Here is a 21,229-nt window from a genome sequence, read left to right as displayed (position 1 = left end):
AGTCAGTCGTTGGCGACCACGGGGTAACGGGGCTCGTTCTCGGCCATCTGCCGCAGCGCGTCCTTGCGGTCACGCTTGGAGAGCCGGTCGATGTAGAGGTAGCCGTAGAGGTGATCGGTCTCGTGCTGCAGACACCGTGCGAAGTAGCCGGTACCGCGGACCTTGATCGGGTTGCCCCGCTCGTCCTGCCCGGTCACCTCGGCGTAGTCCGGGCGGGCGAGCGGCGCATACGCGGTCGGCACCGACAGACACCCCTCGTTGCTCTCGTCCAGGTGCCGCTTGTCGGCGGGCAGGTCGACCACCTTCGGATTGCAGACGACACCGACGTGCCGCTTGCCCTCGTCGTCCATGCAGTCGTAGACGAACACCTTCAGGTCGACGCCGATCTGGTTGGCGGCGAGGCCGACACCCTCGGCGGTGCGCTGCGAGGCGAACATGTCCGCCACCAGCGTCTCCAGCTCCGCACCGAAGTCGGTGACGTCCGTGCACTCCTTGTGCAGCACCGGATTCCCGACGACCGTGATGGCCCGCGAACTCCCCCGCTCCCGCCAGGCCGCCTCACGCTCCTCGGTCTCCTCGGTGTCGACGACGAAGCCCTCGTCATCCACGGGGAGCACGCCCACGTGCTGCTGATCGGTGTCCTGCTGCGCCATGCCGACGAACGCCTTCCTCAAAAACCAGGGGGATTACTGCGAATACAGGGTACGTGGACGCGCCCTTCAGGGGCGCGGGGCTATGCATATTTGCGGCTCCGCCGCATGGGCGCGACCAGCGACAACGCCCTGTCTTTTAGGGGCGCGGGGCTGTGTCGATGTGCGGCTCCGCCGCGTAGGCGCGACCAGCGGCAACGCCCTGTCTTTAGGGGCGCGGGGAACTGCGCGACCAGCCACAGCGGACCCGCAGCGACCCACCGGCCTCAGCAAACCTCTTCCAAATCCCGCCAGTCCCGTGAATCAGGGCTATCCGCAACCCACCCGTCCAACAACCCCCGAACAAGCGACGCCGGCGCCGCAAGCCCACACTCCCGCTCCGGCACCCACAACTGCCCATCCGTCCGATGACCGAGCGGCCCAGGATGCCCCGGCTCACTGTGGTCATGCGGATCGAGATGCTCCCCGTCACCTTCATCGGACGGCATCCGGGACTCAGAACACATCCGACACAGCAACCGCACGGAAGACGACCAGTCCTCCGCCGCGAACCCCGCATCCGCCGCCAACTGCTCCAACGCATCCCGATCAGCCTCGGCGGCAGCCTCCAGCAGCACCACCCACGTAGGCACGGGCGACGGCGCCCACAACTCGATCTCGTCGAACACGGGGTACGAGTGCCCGGCCGCCGTGGTCCGCTCCCCGTGCGGCACCCCGTCGTGCAGCACGACCTCACCCCAGCGTCGCCCGGACGAGGGAAGCGGGATCGACAGCACCTCGACCCGCGCCGGATCCAGCCGCCGCCCCCACACCACCTCGGCCTCCCCCTCCGGGGACAGCCGTACGGCCGCGCTGCCGAGATCCATACCGCCCGGCTCACCCGCGCCGGTGACCCCGCCCGGCACCCGCAGCCCGTACGCCTGCCAGGCCCGCCGGGCCAGCGGCCAGTCCTGCAGGGCGGTGGCCGCGATGCCCACGTTCCACCAGTCAGGCGCGCCGGCCTCCCGGTCGAGCAGCGCGACGGCGCGCAGCCCGGCCGCGCGGGCCTGCTCCCAGTCGTGCCGGAACTTGTGCAGCAGGGCGAGGTTGAACCAGGACTCGGACAGCCAGGGCTCCAGATCGGCGGCCCGCGTCAGCAGCGCGCCCGCGTCCTCGTACCGGCCGTCGCCGATCAGCGTGAACGCACGGTCGGTGGCCTGCCGCCAGGAGGCGGAGGGCCGGTGCCGTCCCTTGCCGAAGATCCTCACGATTCCCGCCTGCCAGTTCCGTTCAGTGGGCTGGCTCTGCCCCCGGACACCCTCTTCTTCGCATCCAACCACGTACGGCTGGGAGGGCGCTCATTACCCATGGGTTACCCAGCCGAAGGCAAGGTCAGACAGTCCCGGGACAGTACCCGGGCCAGCGCTTCCACGACCTCGGGAGCGTAGTCCCCGGCGGTCCCGAGGCGCAGCTCCTCCAACGCCTGGAGAGGCCCACCGGGGCCGCCTGCCCGCGTTTTCTCCTCGTACGCGTTCACGGCCCGGACGATCCGCGCGCTGACGGGCTGCTCCCGGCAGGGATCGGCCTGCCGCTCGACCACGGCCGCGACCTGGGGACTCACCCCGGTCTGCCGTACGACGGCCCCGCCGAGCAGTGCTATCCGCCGCTGCTCCGCCACGGGGAGTACGGCGGTGGCCCCGGCCGGTACCGGGTCGACGAGGCTGAGCTGGCCGATGTCGTGCATCAGGGCGGCGTACTCCAGGACGGTGAGGTCGGGCTCGGACAGCCCCAGATCCCGCCCGACCGCCTGACAGAGCGCGGCGACCCGGCGGGCGTGCCCGGCCGGGGTGTATCCGGCTATCTCGGTGGACCGGGCGAGGGAGGCGATGGTCTGCCGGTAGGTGTCCCGTACGGCCGCGTACCGCCGGAAGGACAGCTGGGTCAGCAGCAGCGGCACCGAGAACACGGGCAGCGCCCACAGCCCCACGACGGCGACCGCGAGCGCCATCACCGCGCCGGTCGCGCAGACGGCGGACCCGATCCCGAGCATCCCGCGCAGCTCGTCCCGCAGCAGCGGCCCGAACGGCCAGCCCGTGCGGGAGTGCGCGAGCGCGGCGGCGAGTACGGCGTCGCAGAGCGCGGTGAGGGAGAGCAGGGCGAGGAGGAGCAGGGCGTAGGCGGGGCCGCCCCAGTGCCGGAACACCCCCTGGTTGTACAGGGGTTGGAAGCAGACGGCCGCGAAGCCGACGGTCAGGACGCGGCGCGCCATGTGATCGGGGGTACGGCTGTGGCCGCGCGCGATGTGCGGCACACAGCCGACGAGTGAGGCGGCGACGACCACGGCGACGACCTGGAAGACGCCGTGGTGGGTGGGGTGGCCGGCGTCGGCGCCGAGCAGGGCGTAGGAGAGGGCACCGGCGGCGCCGAGCGGGGCGGTTTCGCGGAGGCCGGTGGTCCCGTTCCACCGGCTCAACTCCCCTACGGCGACGAGGACTCCGAAGGCGAGGGCGACTCCGCGTTCTTCGAGGCCGGTCCAGAGGGTGAGGGTGAGGGAGGTGGTGGCGAGGAGGGCGGCGGAGGTGTGGATGGCGGCGAGGGCGAGAGGGGCACGGAACAGGGGCATTTCGTCAACCCCTCAACACACTTGAAACGGGCGGAGTGGGTGGGAGAACAATGGACGACTGGACTTCGTCAGCAGTCACCGCCGGGTGCCACCCGCACCGCCCCAGCGCCCGCACCAACGCCCGCACCATCAACGGGTCGAACTGCGTACCGGCACAGCGCGACAACTCCTCCAGCGCCGCAGACACCGGCCGAGCCCTCCGGTAGGACCTCGTCGACGTCATCGCGTCGAAGGCATCGGCGACAGCGACTACCCGTGCGGACTCCGGGATCTGACTCCCCAACAGCCCGTACGGATACCCGCTCCCGTCCAACCGCTCGTGGTGGTGCAGGACAGCCGCACGGGCCTCCCCCAGAAAACCGATCCCGCGCACCATCTCGTGGCCGTACTCGGGATGCAGTTCGATCACCCGCCGCTCCTCGGGAGTCAGCGGCCCTTCCTTGCGCAGCAACCGCGTGGGCACGCCCAGCTTCCCCACGTCGTGCAGGATCCCGGCGAAGCGCAGCACTTCCACCCGCGAGTCGTCCATGCCCAGCTCGCGCGCGATCATCATCGACGCCTGCCCCACCCGTTCACTGTGCCCGCGGGTGTACCCGTCCTTGATGTCGACGGCCTGGACGAGGGCACGGATCGTCGCCTGATGCGCGGCACGCTCCTGGTGGTACTGCGCGAACACCCACCAGGACACCCCCATCGGCAACAGCACGAGCAACGCGGCGACGGGGCCGTAGGGACTGCGCCACAGGACGGCCATCATCAGCCCGGCGAGCCCGTGCACGCCGATCGGCGCCAGGGACCGTAGGAACAGCCCTCGCCAGGCCCGTCGTACAGGCATCCGCTCGGCCAGCGCGAGGATCCCGCCGTCGAGGACGGTCAGGACCAGGCAGAAGGCGAGGACGGCGGCCAGAGCGGGCACCAGCGCATACGGGAAGTCGGACGCGACGACCGCGTTCCGGCCGCCCAGCGCCCAGTGCACCTGCCCGGCCGCCCAGACGCCGAGCGCGAGCTGCGCGGCCCGCCAGCTCCGCCGCAGCCAGGGCGAGCCCTGTTCGACGCGGGAGAGCAGCGCCCCCGGCAGCGGTACGAGCGCGGCGGCGGGCGGGGGCAGGAGAAAGGCCGCGGCGAGCAGCACCGGGTAGAAGGTGCCGGCGAACCGGCGCCGGGCGATCTGCTCGCAGCCGGCGTAGAGGGCGGCCAACAGCGCGACCGCCCACCAGGGTGCGTGGACGGTCGGCAGCGGAAGCAGGCAGAACAGTGCGCCGAGGGCGACACAGACGACGTACGCACGTGCCCGTGCCGGTGTCGCCTCCATGACTGACGCCCTTCCCCCCGACCATGCCTGTCCAGGCCGAGGAGCCTAGGGCGGTCGGGGGAGGGCTGCGGGCGTATCAGCCGCGGATTAGCACGTTCGAGTGACGACAGCCCGTTCCCCGAAGGGACTCGGGGGTTCCGGGGTCAGGACTCCTGCGGAGTGGCCGTCACGTCGTGCTCGGGCACGGCCTGTCCCGACCGGATCATCTCCAGTCGTCCCATGACCTTGGAGCGCAGGTCCGACGGCACGTCGTCCTGCCCGCAGCACCGCTTGACGAGCTTCTTCACGGCCTGCTCAAGGCCGTACTTCTCCAGGCACGGCGAGCACTCCTCGAAGTGCACCTCGAACTTGGTGCAGTCCGCGTCCGGCATCTCCCGGTCCAGGAACTCGTAGAGATGGTCGAGGACCTCACTGCAGTCCGTCTCGTGCGGCTCTCCGCAGCTCATGAGCCCGAGCCTTTCGCTTCGTCCGACTCTCCGGCACCGGCCGGGACCAGTCCGCGGTCACGCGCGTAGTCCTCAAGCATGCCGCGCAGTTGACGGCGGCCCCGGTGCAGTCGGGACATCACCGTGCCGATGGGTGTCCCCATGATGTCCGCGATCTCCTTGTACGCAAAGCCCTCTACGTCCGCGAGATAGACGGCGATGCGGAATTCCTCGGGGATCGCCTGGAGTGCTTCCTTCACGTCCGAGTCGGGCAGATGGTCGAGCGCCTGCGACTCCGCGGAGCGCAGACCGGTCGACATGTGCGACTCGGCACGGGCGAGCTGCCAGTCCTCGATCTCCTCGGCCGCGGAGCGCTGGGGTTCACGCTGCTTCTTGCGGTACGAGTTGATGAACGTGTTGGTGAGGATCCGGTACAGCCACGCCTTGAGGTTGGTGCCCTCGCGGAACTGGTGGAAGGACGCGTACGCCTTGGCGTACGTCTCCTGCACCAGGTCCTCGGCGTCGGCCGGATTGCGCGTCATACGCAGCGCGGCCGAATACATCTGGTCGAGGAATTCGAGCGCGTCCCGTTCGAAGCGCGCACTGCGCTCCGCCGTGGACTCCGTGCTCGTGCCCTGGCCCTCGGGCTGCTCCGCCTGGCCGTGTTCGGTCCCTGCGTCGGTACCGGGAACCGGACCCACCTCCTCAAGATTCCGGGCAGCACCGAAGCCGGTACCACCAGAATCGGAGGATAGACGACGATCCGGTCCGCCCGCCGCCCCAATAGGGGTGGCCTTGGCCGCGTGCAGCACCGACCAGTCCAGGTCGGAGCGGCTGCTACGGGCCGGGCAGAAGGTCGAACCCATGCGGAGGACTTCCTTTCTACGACTCTCTATGTCCGCCACAACAGTGGTACGGGCCCCGGCATTCCCCCCTTTACCCAAGTGTTCGAGTCCACTCGACCACGCTCCCCGTGATGATCTCCAGGGCCGCCTCCTGCCCGATCTCCGCCCGCTTCGGCACCGCGAACCCGTGATCGCCGTACGGCACCTCGACCAGCTCGTAGTCGCCCTGCGGGAACTCCGCCGGTTTCCCGAAGGGGTCGTTCCCGCCCTGCACGACGAGCGTGGGCACCCCGGCCCCGAGCAGTTCGTCGGCCCGCGACTTCTCCGGCTTGCCCGGCGGATGCAGCGGGAAACTCAGGGCGAGGACGGCGGCGGCACCCAGCTCCGTCGCCGTACGACAGGCCACGCGGGCTCCGGCGCTACGGCCCCCGGAGATCACCGGCAACCCCGGCTTCGCCACGGCCGCCCAGATCCCCCGCCACCCCACGTCGAGCGTCTTCGGCGCGGGCGCGACCTTCTTCCCTGCGACCCGCCAGGGCTGCTCGACGAGCGCGACGGAGACGCCGTGCCCGGGAAGTACGGCGGCAAGGGCCCGCAGATCCCGGGCGTCGATGCCGCCCCCGGCGCCATGGCTGACGGCGAGGACGAGCCGCGCCTTCTTGGCCGTGTGCCAGGCGATGCGGGCCGCACCCGCATCGGTCTCAATGATCTCGCTCACATCAGAAGCCACAACAGGAGTCACGTCAGAAGTCACATCAGAAAAGTGTGCCTTCTTCGGGACCTTCCAGTTCCTTCAGCAGCTCCGGTCCGTTGTTGCGGACGTTGCTGACGGCCGTGGACACCGGGTAGGCGCGCAACAGCCCGGCGGGCGGCGGGTCGAGTAGCTCGCGCAGGTCGTCGGGGTCCGTGCGGGAGGGGTCGAGCCAGGAGTCCCAGCGGTCCGGAGTGAGCATCAGGGGCATCCGCGGATGGATGTCGGCCAGCGCGTACGGCCCCTCGTCCGGCGCGACCGCCAGCGGGGTCGTCTCCGCCTCGGTCGTGATCACCGAGCAGGTGACCCACCAGGCCAGCGGATGGTCGTCGGGCAGCGTCCGGTCCCGCCAGAACTCGTACAGCCCGGCCATCGCGAACACCGACCCGTCGGCGGGAAGCACGAAATACGGCTGCTTGCGCTGCCGCTTCTTCTTCCCCTCGACCTCCAGCTCCCGCTCGTCCTTGGCGGTGACCCACTCGTAGTAGCCGTCGGCCGGGATGATGCAGCGCCGGGCGGCGAAGGCACGGCGGTACGACGGCTTCTCGTGCACGGTCTCGGCGCGGGCGTTGATCATCCGGGCGCCGCCCTCGGGGGTCTTCGACCAGCTCGGCACGAGCCCCCACTTGAGCTTGCGCAGCTGGCGAACCGGCTTCGCGCTGTCCGCGTCCTTAAGTGGACGGTCGAGGACTGCATAGACCTCTTTGGTCGGGGCCACGTTGTAGTCGGGAGCCAAAGCCTCCTCGGGCTCCCACTTCTCGATCTCAAAGACTCCTGCGAGATCCTCGGGTCCACGACTCGCTGCATACCGTCCGCACATACGTGTCACACTGCCAGATTCGACGACCACCACGGGAGCCTCCGCCACCAATGGACAGCACCGCAATCGCCTCGATACCCGCCCTCTGGGACGAGGTCTTCGGCAGCCAGCCCGACCCGGATCTCTGGGTGGTGATCGCCACCATGGTCGCCGCACTGGCCGTGGTGGTCCCGCACAACGTGTGGCGCCTCTCCCGCAACGCCATCACCATCGCCCACGAGGGCGGCCACGGCCTGGTGGCCCTCCTCACCGGCCGCCAGCTCACCGGCATCCGCCTGCACTCCGACACCAGCGGCCTCACGGTCAGCCGCGGCAAGCCGCACGGCCTCGGCATGATCCTCACGGCGGCCGCCGGCTACACCGCTCCCCCACTCCTGGGCCTGGGCGGCGCGGCCCTCCTGGGCGCCGGCCACATCACGCTCCTCCTCTGGCTGTCGACCGTCCTCCTGATAGCCATGCTGGTGATGATCCGCAACGCCTACGGCGCCCTCACGGTCATCCTCAGCGGCGCAGCCTTCCTGCTCGTGTCCTGGCTGACGGGCCCCCAGGTGCAGGCTGCGTTCGCGTACGCGGTGGTGTGGTTCTTGTTGCTGGGGGGAGTCCGCCCAGCGTTCGAACTCCAGGCGAAGAGGTCCAGGGGCGGCGCAGGCGACTCGGACGCAGACCAGTTGGCGCGACTGACGCACGTACCAGCGGGTCTATGGCTGTTCCTGTTCCACCTGGTATCCCTGTGCTCGCTCATAGGCGGCGGCAGGTGGCTACTGGAGCTATGACGCGCCCCGAAGGGGCAGGCGTCAGGGGCGCGGGGCTGTATCTATTTGCGGCTCCGCCGCGCGGGCGCGACCAGCCCCAACAGCGCGGCACTCGACAGACGGCCTACTTATACAGTGGGGCCATGGCCCCGAACGACTCACAAACCGCCCTCTGGCCCGCCCCCACCGCCGCCGGAGCCGTCGACGCGACGGTCCACGTCCCGGGGTCCAAGTCCGTCACCAACCGCGCCCTCGTCCTCGCCGCCCTCGCCAGCGAACCGGGTTGGCTGCGCCGTCCCCTCCGCTCCCGGGACACCCTCCTCATGGCCGGCGCCCTGCGCGCGATGGGCGTAGGCATCGAGGAGGGCGTAGGCACGGAGAAGGGCTCCGGAGAGTTCTGGCGGGTCATCCCGTCCGGCCTGCACGGCCCGGCCACGATCGACGTCGGCAACGCGGGCACCGTGATGCGCTTCCTGCCCCCCGTCGCCGCCCTGGCCGACGGCCCCATCCGGTTCGACGGCGACCCGCGGTCGTACGAACGCCCCCTGCACGGCGTGATCGACGCCCTGCGCGTCCTCGGTGCCCGGATCGACGACGACGGCCGGGGCGCGCTGCCCCTGACGGTGCACGGCGGGGGCGCGCTGGACGGCGGCCCGGTGGAGATCGACGCCTCGTCCTCGTCCCAGTTCGTGTCGGCCCTGCTCCTCTCCGGCCCGCGCTTCAACCAGGGCGTAGAGGTCCGCCACACCGGCTCCTCCCTCCCCTCCATGCCGCACATCCGCATGACGGTCGACATGCTGCGCGCGGTCGGCGCCCAGGTGGACACCCCGGAGTCGGGCGGCGAGCCCAACGTCTGGCGGGTGACCCCGGGCGCGCTGCTCGGCCGCGACCTGACCGTGGAGCCGGATCTGTCGAACGCCCAGCCCTTCCTCGCGGCAGCGCTCGTCGCCGGCGGCAAGGTCGTCGTACCGGACTGGCCGGCCCGTACCACCCAGCCCGGTGACCGGCTGCGGGAGATCTTCACCGAGATGGGCGGTTCCTGCGAACTGACCGAGTACGGGCTGGAGTTCACCGGTTCGGGTGCGATCCACGGCATCGACGTGGACCTGGGCGAGGTCGGCGAACTGACCCCCGGCATCGCGGCGGTCGCCGCCCTCGCGGACTCACCGTCCACCCTCCGGGGCGTCTCCCACCTGCGCCTGCACGAGACGGACCGGCTCGCCGCGCTCACCAAGGAGATCAACGAGCTGGGCGGTGACGTGACCGAGACCGCCGACGGTCTGCACATCCGCCCGCGCCGCCTGCACGGCGGGATCTTCCACACCTACGAGGACCACCGCATGGCCACCGCGGGCGCGATCATCGGCCTCGCGGTCGAGGGCGTGCAGATCGAGAACGTGGCGACGACGGCGAAAACCCTTCCGGACTTCCCCGACCTGTGGACCGGGATGCTCGGGAGCGACGGGGCGTAGGGGACACACGCCATGCGTCGCTACGGCAAGAACACCGACGAGGACGACATCCGCCAGCGCCCGAACCGCAAGGGCAACCGGCCGCGTACGAACATCCGCCCCAAGCACGAGGAAGCGGTCGAGGGCATGGTCCTCACCGTCGACCGGGGCCGGCTGACCTGTCTGGTCGAGGACCGGGTCGTGATGGCGGTCAAGGCCCGCGAACTGGGCCGGAAGGCGGCGGTGGTCGGCGACCGGGTCGGCATCATCGGCGACCTGTCCGGCGACAAGGACACCCTCGCCCGCATCATCCGCATCGAGCCACGCACCTCCGTACTGCGCCGCACGGCCGACGACGACGACCCGTACGAGCGCGTCGTCGTCGCCAACGCCGACCAGCTCGCCATCGTCACCGCCCTCGCCGACCCCGAGCCGCGCCCCCGCCTCATCGACCGCTGCCTGGTCGCCGCCTACGACGGCGGCCTCGACCCACTCCTCGTCCTGACCAAGTCAGACCTGGCGTCACCGGACCAACTCCTGGAGATGTACGGCGCGTTGGGCGTCCCCTACGTCGTCACGAGCCGCGAGGAGCTGGAGAACGGCACGGCGGTGGAGCGGGTCCGCAAGCAACTCGACGGCAAGATCACCGCGTTCGTCGGCCACTCCGGCGTCGGCAAGACGACCCTGGTCAACGCGCTGGTCTCGCTGGAGCGGCGGCGCAGCACCGGCATCGTCAACGCCGTCACCGGCCGCGGCCGGCACACCACGACCTCGGCACGCGCGATCCCGCTGCCGGACGACTCCGGCTGGGTCGTGGACACCCCGGGCGTCCGTTCCTTCGGCCTGCACCACGTGGACCCGTCCCGGGTGATCAAGGCCTTCCCCGACCTGGAGCCGGGCACGGAGAACTGCCCGCGCGCGTGCAGCCACGACGAGCCGGACTGCGCCCTGGACCAGTGGGTGGCCGACGGTCACGCCGACCCGCAGCGGCTGTACTCGCTACGGCGGCTGCTGGCCACCCGTGAGCGCACAGAAGGCGACTGATCATCGTCTGACCACCGCGTGTTTGTGGGGACTCAAGTTCGGTAAGTGCATAATCGCACCGAGCCGGACAAACGGGAGGACAGCACATGGCGTGGCTGCTGGTTGTCGTGGCCGGAATTCTGGAGACCGGGTTCGCCGTGTGCCTGAAGCTGTCCCACGGCTTCACGCGCCTGTGGCCCACGGTCGCCTTCTGCACCTTCGCCCTGGGCAGCTTCGGCCTGCTCACCCTCTCCCTGAAGAAACTCGACGTGGGTCCCGCCTACGCCGTGTGGACCGGCATCGGCGCGGCCGGCACCGCGATCTACGGGATGGCCTTCCTGGGCGACCTGGTGTCGACGCTGAAGCTCGTGTCGATCAGCTTCGTCATCGTCGGCGTGATCGGACTCCAACTGTCCGGTTCCGCACACTGACCACCCGTGTCATTTAGCTGGGCCCAGCGCGCCGCGCACCAGTTCGCCGACCCCGCCCTCCCCCGGCGGCGCCGCCACGCAGGACAGGGCGAGGCGGACGACGAGTTCGCAGGAGCGGGCCAGGTCGGCGGTGTCCGGCTTGACGGCACCGGGCCCGGCCAGCGCCGCTACGGCACGGTCGCGGACGACGGCCACGAAGTCGCCGGGCGAGGGCAGCGGCCCGTCGGCCCGGCGCTGTGCCGGTACGGCGGAGGAGGACGGCACCGCGGACAGGGTGGGTGAGGGCAGCCGTTCGCTCCAGCAGCCGGTGAGCATGGCTCGTACCAGCGCGTTCTCGCGGGCCGCTGACGTGGTCCACTCGGCGGTCGCGGTCAGCCGCTCGCGGGCGTCGGCATGGGCGCCGAGGGCCCGGTCGACGCCGACGAGATACCCGTCGGCCTCCCTTCTGACCAGCGCCCGCGCGAGCCCCTCCTTGCTCCCGAACTCGTTGTACAGCGTCTGCCGGGACACTCCGGCGGCAGCGGCCACGTCCACCATCCGTACGGTGGACCACGACCGGCGCGCCAGTGCCGTATAGGCGGCGTCCAGCAGGGATTCCCGCGCTGCAGGCATCATTCGCCTCCCGGGGCGAGCGGCTCTGCGCCCAGATTTGACGCGCACGGGAGCACTGTCAAGGGTTCGCGGCGGCGCCGGGGGGCGCACTTCGGCCATTGCGCGCGGGAGTTGACGGAAGAGTGCCGCTCAGGGAAGGGGCACGACGGTCCCCCACCTCACGTTTCGCCCACCGGACCCTGTAGCCCCGGCGCAACCCCTGAAGATACGGTTCACGCATGGCCGACTATCACGATGACCTGCGCCTCGCCCACGTCCTCGCGGACGCCGCCGACGCCGCGACGACCGCACGGTTCAAGGCGCTCGATCTCAAGGTCGAGACCAAGCCGGACATGACTCCGGTGACCGAGGCGGACAAGGCTGCCGAGGACCTGATCCGCGGCCATCTGCAGCGCGCCCGCCCGCGCGACGCGGTCCTCGGCGAGGAGTACGGCATCGAGGGCACCGGCCCCCGCCGCTGGGTGATCGACCCGATCGACGGCACCAAGAACTACGTACGCGGCGTTCCCGTCTGGGCCACGCTCATCTCCCTCACGGAGGCGGCGGAGGGCGGTTACCAGCCCGTCGTCGGCCTGGTCTCCGCGCCCGCGCTCGGCCGCCGCTGGTGGGCCGCGAAGGGCCACGGCGCCTACACCGGCCGCAGCCTCTCCTCCGCCTCCCGGCTGCGCGTCTCCCAGGTCTCGAAGCTGACCGACGCCTCCTTCGCGTACTCCTCGCTCACCGGCTGGGAGGACCAGGGCCGCCTGGGCGGCTTCCTCGACCTGACCCGCGAGGTGTGGCGCACACGCGCGTACGGCGACTTCTGGTCCTACATGATGGTCGCCGAGGGCTCGGTCGACATCTGCGCCGAACCGGAGCTTTCGCTCTGGGACATGGCGGCGACCGCGATCATCGTCACCGAGGCAGGCGGCACCTTCACGGGCCTCGACGGCCGCCCGGGCCCGCACAGCGGCAACGCGGCGGCGTCGAACGGCATCCTGCACGACGAGTTCCTGGGGTATCTCAACATGCGCTACTGAGCCCCACGAGACGCCCACACACGCCCCCAACCGGCCGTGCGCGCCCTCTTGTTGACCCGTGCTTTGCCTGCGACTCTGAGAGTCCCCCCACTTGTGAACTTGTGAATCCGGTAACTATCGGACCCGGATTCCCTAGGAGGTGGCCTCATCCCATGCTGGTCCGCGACGCCATGAGCACGGTGGTTCTCACCATCGGCCCCGCCCACACCCTCCGCCAGGCAGCCGCCCTGATGTCCTCACGCCGCGTCGGCGCGGCCGTGGTCCTCGATCCGGACGCCGGCGGCATCGGCATCCTCACCGAACGCGACATCCTCAACTCGCTCGGCCGGGGCCAGAACCCGGACACCGAGCGCGCCCACGCCCACACCACCACCGACGTCGTCTTCGCCACCCCGGACTGGACCCTGGAAGACGCGGCCAGCGCGATGACCCACGGCGGCTTCCGCCACCTCATCGTCCTCGACCGCGCCGAGCCCGCCGGCATCGTCTCGGTCCGCGACATCATCCGCTGCTGGGCACCCGCACGACAGCAGGTTCCCGCCTGACGGCCACCCGGGCAAACGGTTGGACTGAGTCCAATTCCAGCCCCCCTCCAAAGTCACACCTATTCGGAAACTGGTCACCCTGCTGTTAAGCTGGCTCGCATGAGTGACCTCCTGGAGCGGCTGCGCGGACGCGGATGGCGGATGACCGCACAGCGGCGCGTCGTGGCCGAAGTGCTCGACGGCGACCACGTCCACATGACCGCCGACGAGGTCCACTCCCGCGCCGTGGCCAAGCTGCCCGAGATCTCCCGGGCGACGGTCTACAACACGCTGGGCGAGCTGGTCTCGCTCGGCGAGGTCCTGGAAGTCTCCACGGACAAGCGAGCCAAGCGCTACGACCCGAACGCGCACCGGCCCCACCACCACCTGGTCTGCGCCCAGTGCGGCCAGATCCGCGACGTCCACCCGGGCGGCAACCCCCTCGCCGACCTCCCCGACTCGGAGCGCTTCGGCTTCACGGTCTCGGACGTCGAGGTGACGTACCGCGGACTGTGCCCGAACTGCACGAGCGCATAGCGGTCCTCCAACGACCCGTCCACAAAGCCCCGGCACCGCATCCCGCGGACGCCGGGGCTTTGTACTGCGCAAGCCCCTGGGAGGCATGCCCTGAAGATCGACGCGTCGGTTGCGTGTCACCGTAGAAACACCGAGGGCCGGAACCCTTTCGGATTCCGGCCCTCGGCCTTCAGTAGCGGGGACAGGATTTGAACCTGCGACCTCTGGGTTATGAGCCCAGCGAGCTACCGAGCTGCTCCACCCCGCGTCGATGAATGCAACATTACGTCAGGCGGGCGGAAAGAAGCAAATCGCTTATCAACCCAGGTCAGCTCCCGTCAGCCCGTCCGGCGTTTGAGGACGAGGCCCCTTCAGGGCCGAAGCGGGGGTCTGGGGGCGGCAGCCCCCAGGGACGGGACGGGTAGGGGCGGCGGGGGCGAAAAACCCCCACCGCTACGCCGTCAGCTCCTGCCGCAACGCATCCCGCAACCGAGCCGCCCGCTCAGAAACCTCCCCCGGCCCCAACGTCACCGCCCGATCAGCCCACCGCTGCCCCTCGGCCAGCTCGCCGCGACGCGCGTAAACCAGAGCCAGTCGCAACGCCGCCCGCCCATGCCCCGCATCCGCGGCCCGAGCCCACCACACCGCCGCCTCAGGCTCACTCCCCTCCCGAGCCAGCAACAGCCCGAGGTTGAAAGCACCGTTGCGGGACCCGGCCTCGGCAGCCTCCCGGTACCACCGAGCCGCCTCGACGACATCCCCGCGCGCGGCGGCGAGCATCCCGACCCGCACCTGAGCCCGCCGATGCCCCTGAGACGCCGCCCGCTCGTACCACTCCTCGCACTCGGTCTTCTCGTGCACCTGCTCGCCCAACTCGTGCGCGGGCGCGGGCGGTCGCCGCGCGTCGAGCACCGAGGCCAGCCGGTACGCCGCCTCCGCGCTCCCCCCGCCGGCGGCGCACCGCAGATGCCGTTCGGCCTCCCGCTCGTCCCCGTCCCGCAGCCGGGCGATCCCGACCTGCAACGCCGCTTCCGTGTGCCCGGCAGCCGCCGCCCGCTCGTACCAGGGCAGCGCGACCGTCTCCTCGCCGCGCCCGGCGAAGAGAATCCCCAGGTTGAAGGCGGCGTCCACGCTGCCCGCCTCCGCGGCCTTGGAGAACCACGGCTCGGCACCGGTCGCGTCGCCGCCCTGGAGCAGCAGCACGGCCAGCGCGTTCGCCGCCTCGCGGTGTCCGGCGTAGGCCGCCCGCCGGTACCACTGCTCGGCCTGCGCGGTACGCGTCTGCTCGGCGCAGAGCAGCCCGAGGTTGTACGCGCCGTTCACGTCACCGGCGTCCATCGCAGCTCGGTACCACCGCTCGGCGGTCTGTGTCTCGCCGCGCTCGGCGTGCAGCGCGCCCAGCGCGTTGGCCGCGTTGCCGTCGCCGTCCTGGGCGGCGCGGAGCCACCACACGGCGGCGCTCTCGGTGTCGCCGGCGTCGCGCAGCAGGAACCCGAGCGCGCAGGCGGCCCGCGCCTCCCCGTCCTTGGCGGACGTCAGATACCAGCGCCCGGCCTCCTTGAGCTCGCCCCGCTTCTCCAGGATCGCCCCGAGTTGCAGCGCGGCCCGCTGGTGCCCGCGCGCGGCGGCCTGCCGGTACCACTGCTCGGCCTCGTTCCCGGGGTCCCCCGACGCGTCGGGGGCTCCAGGCGCCGATGCGACACCGTTGTCAGTCCCGCCCTCGTCCTCGTGCGGCGCCCGGCGATCAAGCGCCCGCGCCAGCCGGTACGCGGCCTCGCGGTGCCCGCGCTCGGCGGCGGAGCGCATCCACTGCTCGGCCGCGGTGTCCCCGCGGTGCTCCAGCAGATCGGCGAGCGCGTAGGCGCCCAGCGCGTGGCCCTGTTCGGCGGACTGGCGCAGCCAGTACTCGGCGGCGGGCTCGTCGCCGCGCTCGCGGTGGTACCGGCCGAGCGCGTGCGCGGCCGCGGCGGAGCCGGCCACTGCGGCGATCCGCCACCATCCGGCGGCCTCGTCGGTGTAGCCGCGCTGGTGCAGGAGGACACCCAGGTTGTTGGCCGCGGCCCGGTCGCCCTCGGCGGTGGCGGCACGCAGCAGAGGCTCGGCTCCGTCGAGATCACCGCGGCGCAGCAGCATCGCTCCGAGGACACTCGTCGCCTCGACGTCGCCGGCCTGCGCGGCGAGCCGTGTACGTGCCTCGTCGACAGCCTCCCCGTCACCGGTCTCGTCCCGGTCGGAAGGCTGCACAAAACGCCCTGTATCCAACAGAGTTGCCTTGTCCCCCATAACGTCCATCGTCGCACCACCTGCAACCTGGGTACACCTGGTATACCGCAGCCAGTGAGGTCTCTACAGCGTTTTGTCGACATGCCCACAGAGAGACAAGCGAAACACGGTTTCACCAAGTCCCCCCGGCGGCACGGCCGTCACCCTCGTCGGCACATGCGTTCGCACAGCGCGAAGGCCCGGATCCTTGGAGGATCCGGGCCTTCGCGATCAGTAGCGGGGACAGGATTTGAACCTGCGACCTCTGGGTTATGAGCCCAGCGAGCTACCGAGCTGCTCCACCCCGCGCCGTTGTGTTGCAACCGTACCACGGGCGCGAGGTGGGCTTTTACCTATCCGCTGCTGGGGCTGCTGCTCGGACTCGGACTACTGGTGCTCTTGCCGCTGCCCTTGCTCTTGTCGGCCGCGGCCTGCGCGTCCTCGGCCCGCTTGAGCGCGGACTGGAGATCCTTCTGCGCCTGCCCGTACGCCACCCAGTCGCCCTTCTTCAGGGCCGCCTGCCCTGCGTCGAAGGCCTTCTGGGCGTCGCTCAACGCCGCCTGGACCGTTGGATTACTGGACGTCGGCGGACTCGTGCTCGTATCCGGTGGCTGGGTCGTCGTACTCTCCGCCCCGAAGACCTTGTTGAGACCCTCGTCCAGCGTGTCCTCGAAGGCGGTCTTGTTCCCGTAGGCCACCAACACCTTGCGCAGGAGCGGGTACTTGAGTCCACCACCGCGTACGTAGACCGGCTCCACGTAGAGCAGTCCTCCGTCGAGCGGCACCGTCAGCAGGTTGCCGTACTCGATGTCGGAGTCGCCGCCCTTGAGCAGCTTGATGGACTCGGCGATGTCCTGTTGCGAGTTGAAGGCGCTCTGCACCTGTTTAGGCCCGCCGACGGTCGTGCTGGTCGGCAGCTTCAGGATTCTGATCTTGCCGTAATCGCTCGTGCCGGCCTCGGAGTCGACCGCCATGAAGGCGCTGAGGTTGTCTCTTCCGTTCGGTGTGAACGTCGTCGTCAGCGAGAACGCCTGCGCGGACTGGTCCGGCATCTTCATGCTCAGGTAGTACGGCGGCACCGCGCTGCCCGACTTGTTGGTCGGGTCGTCCGGCACCTGCCACACCTCGCTGCCGCTGAGGAACGTCTGCGCGTCCGTCACGTGGTAGCGGGTGAGCAGCTCGCGCTGGACCTTGAACAGGTCCTGCGGGTACCGGAGATGGGCCATCAGCGAGGACGAGATGTCCTTCCTCGGCTCGACCGTGTTCGGGAACGCCTTCATCCAGGTCTTCAGGACCGGGTCCTCGGTGTCCCACTGGTAGAGCTTGACGGCACCGGTGTACGCGTCGACGGTCGCCTTCACCGAGTTGCGGATGTAGTTGACCTGGTTCTGCTGGGCCACCACCGCACGGTTGTTGTTCGTCGCCGTCAGCGAGTCGGCCGTCGTATCGCCGAGGGTCGTACGTGAGGCGTACGGGTATCCGTTGCTCGTCGTGTACGCGTCGACGATCCACTGGATACGGCCGTCCACGACCGCCGGGTAGGCGTCGCCGTCGATGGTCAGCCAGGGCGCCACCGCTTCGACGCGCTCCTTGGGCGTGCGGTTGTACAGGATCCGCGAACCCTCGCCGATCGCACCGGAGTAGAGGATCTGCGGCTCGTTGAACGCCACCGCGTACGCGGCCCGGTTGAGCGGGTTGGAGAGGTTGACCCCGCTCTTGCCCGTGTAGCTGGTGGTCTTCTCGCCGCTGTCGTCGGAGTAGTCGATCTCCTTCTGGGGACCGCCGACGATCGAGTACGTGGTGGTCTTCTCGCCGTAGTAGATCTGCTGCTCGTACGTCCCGAGGTCACCCGTGGACGGCAGGTCGGACTCGGTGAAGACCGGGCGGCCCTCGGAGTCGACCTCGGTGCCCTTGGCGGCGACCACGCCGTAGCCGTGGGTGTAGCGGAAGTGGTCGTTGATCCAGTTGTTCTTCGGAATGCCGTTGAGGTTCAGCTCACGCAGACCGATGACCGTGTCCTGGTCCTTGCCGTCCTTGCTGTAGCGGTCGACATCCAGGTTGGTCGGGAACGCGTAGTAGTTCCTGATCTGCTGGAGCTGCTGGAACGTGGGCGACACGACGTTCGGGTCCACGATCCGGATGCTCGCCGTGGAGTCGACGTCGGAACGCAGCTTGGTCTTGTCCTTGGTCGTACTCGTCCCCGAGTACTCGGTGACCTTGGTGTCGTCGATCCCGTAGGCCTCGCGCGTCGCCTTGAGGTTCTTCTGGACGTACGGGGCTTCCTTGGCCTGTTCGTTCGGCTGGACCGTGAACTTCTGGACGATCGCCGGGTACAGGCCGCCGATGAGGATCGCGGAGAGCACCATCAGGCCGAAGCCGATGACGGGCAGCTGCCAGGTGCGCCGCCAGAGGGTGGCGAAGAACAGCAGCGCGCAGATGACGGCGATGCAGAACAGGATCGTCTTGGCCGGCAGATACGCGTTCGCGTCGACGTACCGAAGGCCCGTCCAGTCGCCCGTCGCCTTGAAGTCGCTGGATTTCACGGCGAGTCCGTACCGGTCGAGCCAGTAGGCCACCGCCTTGAGCGCGACGAAGATGCCGAGCAGCACCGACAGATGCCCGGTGGCCGCGGCCGTGGCGCGCGCGCCCGGGCTGGTGATGCGCAGGCCGCCGTACAGGTAGTGCGTCAGTGCGGCGGCGAGCAGCGAGAGGATCGCGGCGGCGAAGCCGAAGCCGAGCAGGAAGCGGTACCAGGGCAGGTCGAACGCGTAGAAGGAGACGTCTAGGTGGAACTGCGGGTCCTTCTGGTGGAAGGGCACGCCGTTGACCCACATCAGCCAGACCCGCCACTGACTGGACGCCGAGGCGCCCGCGATCAGCCCGACCAGGGCGGTGATCGCCAGAAGCAGCCACTTCTTGTACGGCGCGATGCCCATCCGGTACCGGTCGAGGCTCTGCTGCTCCATCGACATGGCGCTCAGCGGTGGGCGCAAGCGGTGCGCCAGCCAGATGTTCACACCGACCGCGGCCGCCATCAGCAGACCGAAGACGAAGAACAGCCCGATCTTGGTCGACAGGGTGGTGGTGAACACGGACGAGTAATGCACCGACCGGTACCAGAGCCAGTCCGTCCAGAAGCCCGCGAACATCGTGAACGCCATGCCGAGTACGGCAAGGACGCCCAGTGTCATGAGCAAAGTCCGGACTCGCCGGGACGGGCGGCCCACTCTGATCCGCGGCCCTGTCGGGCCTCCGCCGCGGTCCGGCATCTGGAAAGCCAAGGTGCGCACCTCGAAGTTCGCTGTTGGTCGCTGTCGTTGCGTCAGGTCCCCGGTTTCGGGGACCCTCCGTAGCCCCGCGTGATCACGGGCCCACACCTATGCAACTTACTCACCGTTTACTCGGTTCCCGATTCCGGCCATGAACGAGGCAGGATTGTGACCATGTCCAACACTCCCATGGCAGCGAACCCCCTCACCCGGGCCGTACTCGAGATCGACGAGTACGCCGCCGGGCTCGGCTGGGACCAGCCCGCTCGCCTCTTCGCCCTGGTAGACACCGCGCGACTGCGGGCCCAGGAACCCGGTCTCGCGGCCCAACTCGGCCTGCGGGACGAGCCCGAGACCACCGGTCTCACCCCGATCGAGCAGGAGGAGATCCCGGCCGGAAAGCCGCTGGACGAGTTCCTCGGCACGATCGCCTGGCCCGACGCGGTGGCCGGCTGCGCGCTCACCGTCGAGCGCCTGATGCTGCCGCCGTCCGCCGAGGCCTCGGTCCCGGACGGGCTGAGCGAGAAGAAGCTCACCCAGTGGGTGGCCCAGCACCCGGACCGCCAGGAGGTCCGGATGACGGTCGCGGTCCTGCGCGACGGCACCCGCGACTCGGCCCTGCGCCTGCGCGAGAAGGACTCCCCCACGGAGGTCCTCACGGGCGGCGCCCTGGTCCCCGGCCTGGCGGAGGCCCTGTCGGCGACCTTCGAGGACTGACGCCGTCTGCTACAACTCCGGTCCTCAGGTACGACTCCGGGGGCGCCCTCTGCCTGAGGGCGCCCCCGGAGTCGTACCTGAGGTCTTCTTAAGAAGGGGCTTGTTCAGCTCTTGGTGCTGCACTTCGGGAGGTCGTCGGTCTTGCCGCTGTTGATCAGCTTGAGGGAGCTGATCGCGTCCTTGATGGTGTTGACCTTGACGAGCCTGAGGCCCCCGGGGGTGTCCTTGGCGGCCTCGGCGCAGTTGTCGGCGGGGGTCAGGAAGTACTGGGCGCCCTTGCTGCGCGCGCCGACCGTCTTCATCGAGATGCCGCCGATCGGGCCGACCTTGCCGTTGTCGTCGATCGTGCCGGTGCCGGCGACGAACTTGCCGCCGGTGAGGTCGCCCGGGGTGAGCTTGTCGTAGATGCCGAGCGCGAACATCAGGCCGGCACTCGGTCCGCCGACGTCGGCGAGCTTGATGTCGATGGTGAACGGGAACGTGTGATCGGTTCCGGCCGAGATACCGACGATGGCGCGCTTCGCACCGGTGTCGTCGGAGGTCGCGGTGGTGATCGTGATCTTCTGCGTCGCGGTCGCCGTCCTGTTCGCCTTCACGGCGGCGGCCTGCTCCTTGGCGGGCACGATCGTGAACACGACGTTCTCGCCGGGCTTGTGCTTGGTGACCAGCTTCGCGACGTCGTCGGGCTGCTTCACCGTCGTGCCGTCGACGGCCTTGATCACGTCCCCGGCGTGCAGCTTGCCCTCGGCCGGGGAGTCCTTGACGACCGTCGAGACGATCACCCAGGACTTCACCGGGACGCCCAACTGGTCCAGGGCGGCGACCTTGGCGCTCTCCTGGGACTGGCTGAACTCCTCGGCGTTCTCCTGGGTCGACTGCTGCTCCGTCTTGCCGTCGGGGTACAGCGTGTCGTGCGGGACGACCTTGTCGTCGTGGGCCAGCCAGCCGTACACGGCCTCGATGAGGTTCATGTTGTAGTCGGCACTGGTGACCCGGACCGTCGTCATGTTCAGGTGACCGGTCGTCGGGTAGATCTTGCGCCCGGTGATCTGCAGCACCGGCTCGCCGTCGTGGTCCCCGAGGGTGTTCACCGTGGGGCCCGGTGACATCTCCGCATACGGGACGTTGATGAAGACTCCCGCGCACAGGAGCGCGATCAGCATCAGGGTGGAGGCGAGCATCGTCGCGGTGCGGCGTGGCATGGCACGACAGTACGGGACGCTTCTGTCAGCGCACCGTCAGGGCCGC

20 protein-coding genes and 2 tRNA genes are annotated in these 21,229 nt (G+C 69.7%); 8 read left to right on the top strand and 14 right to left on the bottom strand.

Features of this window, described 5'->3' with window-relative positions; all coding sequences use genetic code 11:
- Positions 1-2 precede the first annotated feature (2 nt).
- From def to AB0I69_RS38495, 8 genes are all read right to left on the bottom strand, one after another.
- The gene (gene def, locus AB0I69_RS38530; protein WP_363100412.1) at positions 3-653 is read right to left on the bottom strand and encodes a peptide deformylase; all 651 of its coding nucleotides are present in this window, start codon (positions 651-653) and stop codon (positions 3-5) included.
- Positions 654-916: 263 nt separating this feature from the next.
- Positions 917-1,897 carry a hypothetical protein gene (locus AB0I69_RS38525; RefSeq protein ID WP_363100411.1) on the bottom strand — a complete coding sequence of 327 codons (981 nt, stop codon included), beginning with the start codon at positions 1,895-1,897 and terminating at the stop codon, positions 917-919.
- Between the two features lie 104 nt (positions 1,898-2,001).
- Complete coding sequence (locus tag AB0I69_RS38520; RefSeq protein WP_363100409.1) at positions 2,002-3,252, bottom strand: HD domain-containing protein; 1,251 nt, start codon at positions 3,250-3,252, stop codon at positions 2,002-2,004.
- A gap of 4 nt (positions 3,253-3,256) precedes the next feature.
- A complete protein-coding gene (locus tag AB0I69_RS38515) occupies positions 3,257-4,564 on the bottom strand; it encodes an HD domain-containing phosphohydrolase (RefSeq protein WP_363100408.1) in 1,308 nt (435 codons plus the stop codon).
- A gap of 143 nt (positions 4,565-4,707) precedes the next feature.
- Positions 4,708-5,010 carry a mycothiol system anti-sigma-R factor gene (gene rsrA / locus AB0I69_RS38510; protein ID WP_363100407.1) on the bottom strand — a complete coding sequence of 101 codons (303 nt, stop codon included), beginning with the start codon at positions 5,008-5,010 and terminating at the stop codon, positions 4,708-4,710.
- Positions 5,007-5,690, bottom strand: coding sequence for an RNA polymerase sigma factor SigR (sigR, locus tag AB0I69_RS38505; protein WP_363100519.1), 684 nt, complete (start codon positions 5,688-5,690; stop codon positions 5,007-5,009). The genes rsrA and sigR overlap by 4 nt, the downstream gene beginning before the upstream one ends.
- A 235-nt stretch (positions 5,691-5,925) precedes the next feature.
- Positions 5,926-6,552 carry an alpha/beta family hydrolase gene (locus tag AB0I69_RS38500; protein WP_363100406.1) on the bottom strand — a complete coding sequence of 209 codons (627 nt, stop codon included), beginning with the start codon at positions 6,550-6,552 and terminating at the stop codon, positions 5,926-5,928.
- A 37-nt stretch (positions 6,553-6,589) separates the two neighbouring features.
- Complete coding sequence (locus AB0I69_RS38495) at positions 6,590-7,405, bottom strand: SOS response-associated peptidase (protein WP_363100405.1); 816 nt, start codon at positions 7,403-7,405, stop codon at positions 6,590-6,592.
- A gap of 50 nt (positions 7,406-7,455) precedes the next feature.
- On the opposite strand from AB0I69_RS38495, the gene AB0I69_RS38490 reads away from it, so the two are divergent.
- The 4 genes from AB0I69_RS38490 (at position 7,456) to AB0I69_RS38475 (ending at position 11,062) form a co-directional block, all read left to right on the top strand.
- Complete coding sequence (locus AB0I69_RS38490) at positions 7,456-8,178, top strand: M50 family metallopeptidase (protein ID WP_363100404.1); 723 nt, start codon at positions 7,456-7,458, stop codon at positions 8,176-8,178.
- 122 nt (positions 8,179-8,300) lie between these two features.
- The gene (gene aroA, locus AB0I69_RS38485) at positions 8,301-9,629 is read left to right on the top strand and encodes a 3-phosphoshikimate 1-carboxyvinyltransferase (protein WP_363100403.1); all 1,329 of its coding nucleotides are present in this window, start codon (positions 8,301-8,303) and stop codon (positions 9,627-9,629) included.
- 12 nt (positions 9,630-9,641) lie between these two features.
- A complete protein-coding gene (rsgA, locus tag AB0I69_RS38480) occupies positions 9,642-10,652 on the top strand; it encodes a ribosome small subunit-dependent GTPase A (RefSeq protein WP_019058314.1) in 1,011 nt (336 codons plus the stop codon).
- 86 nt (positions 10,653-10,738) lie between these two features.
- A complete protein-coding gene (locus AB0I69_RS38475; RefSeq protein ID WP_019072143.1) occupies positions 10,739-11,062 on the top strand; it encodes a multidrug efflux SMR transporter in 324 nt (107 codons plus the stop codon).
- A 9-nt stretch (positions 11,063-11,071) separates the two neighbouring features.
- Here AB0I69_RS38475 and AB0I69_RS38470 read toward each other — a convergent pair whose 3' ends face one another.
- Entirely contained in the window at positions 11,072-11,677 is a 606-nt protein-coding gene (locus tag AB0I69_RS38470) for a TetR/AcrR family transcriptional regulator (RefSeq protein WP_363100402.1), read from the bottom strand.
- Between the two features lie 215 nt (positions 11,678-11,892).
- Between AB0I69_RS38470 and hisN the strand changes: the two genes are divergently transcribed.
- From hisN to AB0I69_RS38455, 3 genes are all read left to right on the top strand, one after another.
- The gene (gene hisN / locus AB0I69_RS38465; protein ID WP_363100401.1) at positions 11,893-12,693 is read left to right on the top strand and encodes a histidinol-phosphatase; all 801 of its coding nucleotides are present in this window, start codon (positions 11,893-11,895) and stop codon (positions 12,691-12,693) included.
- Between the two features lie 152 nt (positions 12,694-12,845).
- Positions 12,846-13,238, top strand: coding sequence for a CBS domain-containing protein (locus AB0I69_RS38460; protein WP_363100400.1), 393 nt, complete (start codon positions 12,846-12,848; stop codon positions 13,236-13,238).
- A 99-nt stretch (positions 13,239-13,337) separates the two neighbouring features.
- A complete protein-coding gene (locus tag AB0I69_RS38455; protein WP_363100399.1) occupies positions 13,338-13,754 on the top strand; it encodes a Fur family transcriptional regulator in 417 nt (138 codons plus the stop codon).
- Positions 13,755-13,927: 173 nt separating this feature from the next.
- On the opposite strand, the gene AB0I69_RS38450 is transcribed toward AB0I69_RS38455, so the two are convergent.
- From AB0I69_RS38450 to AB0I69_RS38435, 4 genes are all read right to left on the bottom strand, one after another.
- Positions 13,928-14,001 (bottom strand) — tRNA-Met (locus AB0I69_RS38450).
- 185 nt (positions 14,002-14,186) lie between these two features.
- The gene (locus AB0I69_RS38445) at positions 14,187-16,025 is read right to left on the bottom strand and encodes a tetratricopeptide repeat protein (RefSeq protein WP_363100398.1); all 1,839 of its coding nucleotides are present in this window, start codon (positions 16,023-16,025) and stop codon (positions 14,187-14,189) included.
- 205 nt (positions 16,026-16,230) lie between these two features.
- Positions 16,231-16,304 (bottom strand) — tRNA-Met (locus AB0I69_RS38440).
- 44 nt (positions 16,305-16,348) lie between these two features.
- On the bottom strand, positions 16,349-19,264 hold the full coding sequence (locus AB0I69_RS38435) for a UPF0182 family protein (protein WP_363100518.1): 2,916 nt from the start codon (positions 19,262-19,264) through the stop codon (positions 16,349-16,351).
- Positions 19,265-19,438: 174 nt separating this feature from the next.
- On the opposite strand from AB0I69_RS38435, the gene AB0I69_RS38430 reads away from it, so the two are divergent.
- Positions 19,439-19,981 carry a PPA1309 family protein gene (locus AB0I69_RS38430; protein ID WP_363100397.1) on the top strand — a complete coding sequence of 181 codons (543 nt, stop codon included), beginning with the start codon at positions 19,439-19,441 and terminating at the stop codon, positions 19,979-19,981.
- Positions 19,982-20,085: 104 nt separating this feature from the next.
- Here the strand turns inward: AB0I69_RS38430 and AB0I69_RS38425 are convergent, their stop codons facing one another.
- Positions 20,086-21,183, bottom strand: coding sequence for a PDZ domain-containing protein (locus tag AB0I69_RS38425; protein WP_363100396.1), 1,098 nt, complete (start codon positions 21,181-21,183; stop codon positions 20,086-20,088).
- Positions 21,184-21,229 lie beyond the last annotated feature (46 nt).

The sequence above is a fragment of the Streptomyces sp. NPDC050508 genome (assembly GCF_040655155.1).
Classification (GTDB): Bacteria; Actinomycetota; Actinomycetes; order Streptomycetales; family Streptomycetaceae; genus Streptomyces.
Note: the sequence above shows the minus strand (reverse complement) of the source record. Positions and strands in the feature narration are given on the sequence as shown.

Excerpts from the sequence above, each read along its gene's own strand:
- def (WP_363100412.1), bottom strand. The coding sequence starts at position 653 with ATGGCGCAGCAGGACACCGATCAGCAGCACGTGGGCGTGCTCCCCGTG.
- AB0I69_RS38520 (WP_363100409.1), bottom strand. The coding sequence starts at position 3,252 with ATGCCCCTGTTCCGTGCCCCTCTCGCCCTCGCCGCCATCCACACCTCC.
- AB0I69_RS38515 (WP_363100408.1), bottom strand. The coding sequence starts at position 4,564 with ATGGAGGCGACACCGGCACGGGCACGTGCGTACGTCGTCTGTGTCGCC.
- rsrA (WP_363100407.1), bottom strand. The coding sequence starts at position 5,010 with ATGAGCTGCGGAGAGCCGCACGAGACGGACTGCAGTGAGGTCCTCGAC.
- AB0I69_RS38495 (WP_363100405.1), bottom strand. The coding sequence starts at position 7,405 with ATGTGCGGACGGTATGCAGCGAGTCGTGGACCCGAGGATCTCGCAGGA.
- AB0I69_RS38490 (WP_363100404.1), top strand. The coding sequence starts at position 7,456 with ATGGACAGCACCGCAATCGCCTCGATACCCGCCCTCTGGGACGAGGTC.
- aroA (WP_363100403.1), top strand. The coding sequence starts at position 8,301 with ATGGCCCCGAACGACTCACAAACCGCCCTCTGGCCCGCCCCCACCGCC.
- rsgA (WP_019058314.1), top strand. The coding sequence starts at position 9,642 with ATGCGTCGCTACGGCAAGAACACCGACGAGGACGACATCCGCCAGCGC.
- AB0I69_RS38475 (WP_019072143.1), top strand. The coding sequence starts at position 10,739 with ATGGCGTGGCTGCTGGTTGTCGTGGCCGGAATTCTGGAGACCGGGTTC.
- AB0I69_RS38470 (WP_363100402.1), bottom strand. The coding sequence starts at position 11,677 with ATGATGCCTGCAGCGCGGGAATCCCTGCTGGACGCCGCCTATACGGCA.
- hisN (WP_363100401.1), top strand. The coding sequence starts at position 11,893 with ATGGCCGACTATCACGATGACCTGCGCCTCGCCCACGTCCTCGCGGAC.
- AB0I69_RS38460 (WP_363100400.1), top strand. The coding sequence starts at position 12,846 with ATGCTGGTCCGCGACGCCATGAGCACGGTGGTTCTCACCATCGGCCCC.
- AB0I69_RS38455 (WP_363100399.1), top strand. The coding sequence starts at position 13,338 with ATGAGTGACCTCCTGGAGCGGCTGCGCGGACGCGGATGGCGGATGACC.
- AB0I69_RS38445 (WP_363100398.1), bottom strand. The coding sequence starts at position 16,025 with ATGGACGTTATGGGGGACAAGGCAACTCTGTTGGATACAGGGCGTTTT.
- AB0I69_RS38435 (WP_363100518.1), bottom strand. The coding sequence starts at position 19,264 with ATGCCGGACCGCGGCGGAGGCCCGACAGGGCCGCGGATCAGAGTGGGC.
- AB0I69_RS38430 (WP_363100397.1), top strand. The coding sequence starts at position 19,439 with ATGTCCAACACTCCCATGGCAGCGAACCCCCTCACCCGGGCCGTACTC.
- AB0I69_RS38425 (WP_363100396.1), bottom strand. The coding sequence starts at position 21,183 with ATGCCACGCCGCACCGCGACGATGCTCGCCTCCACCCTGATGCTGATC.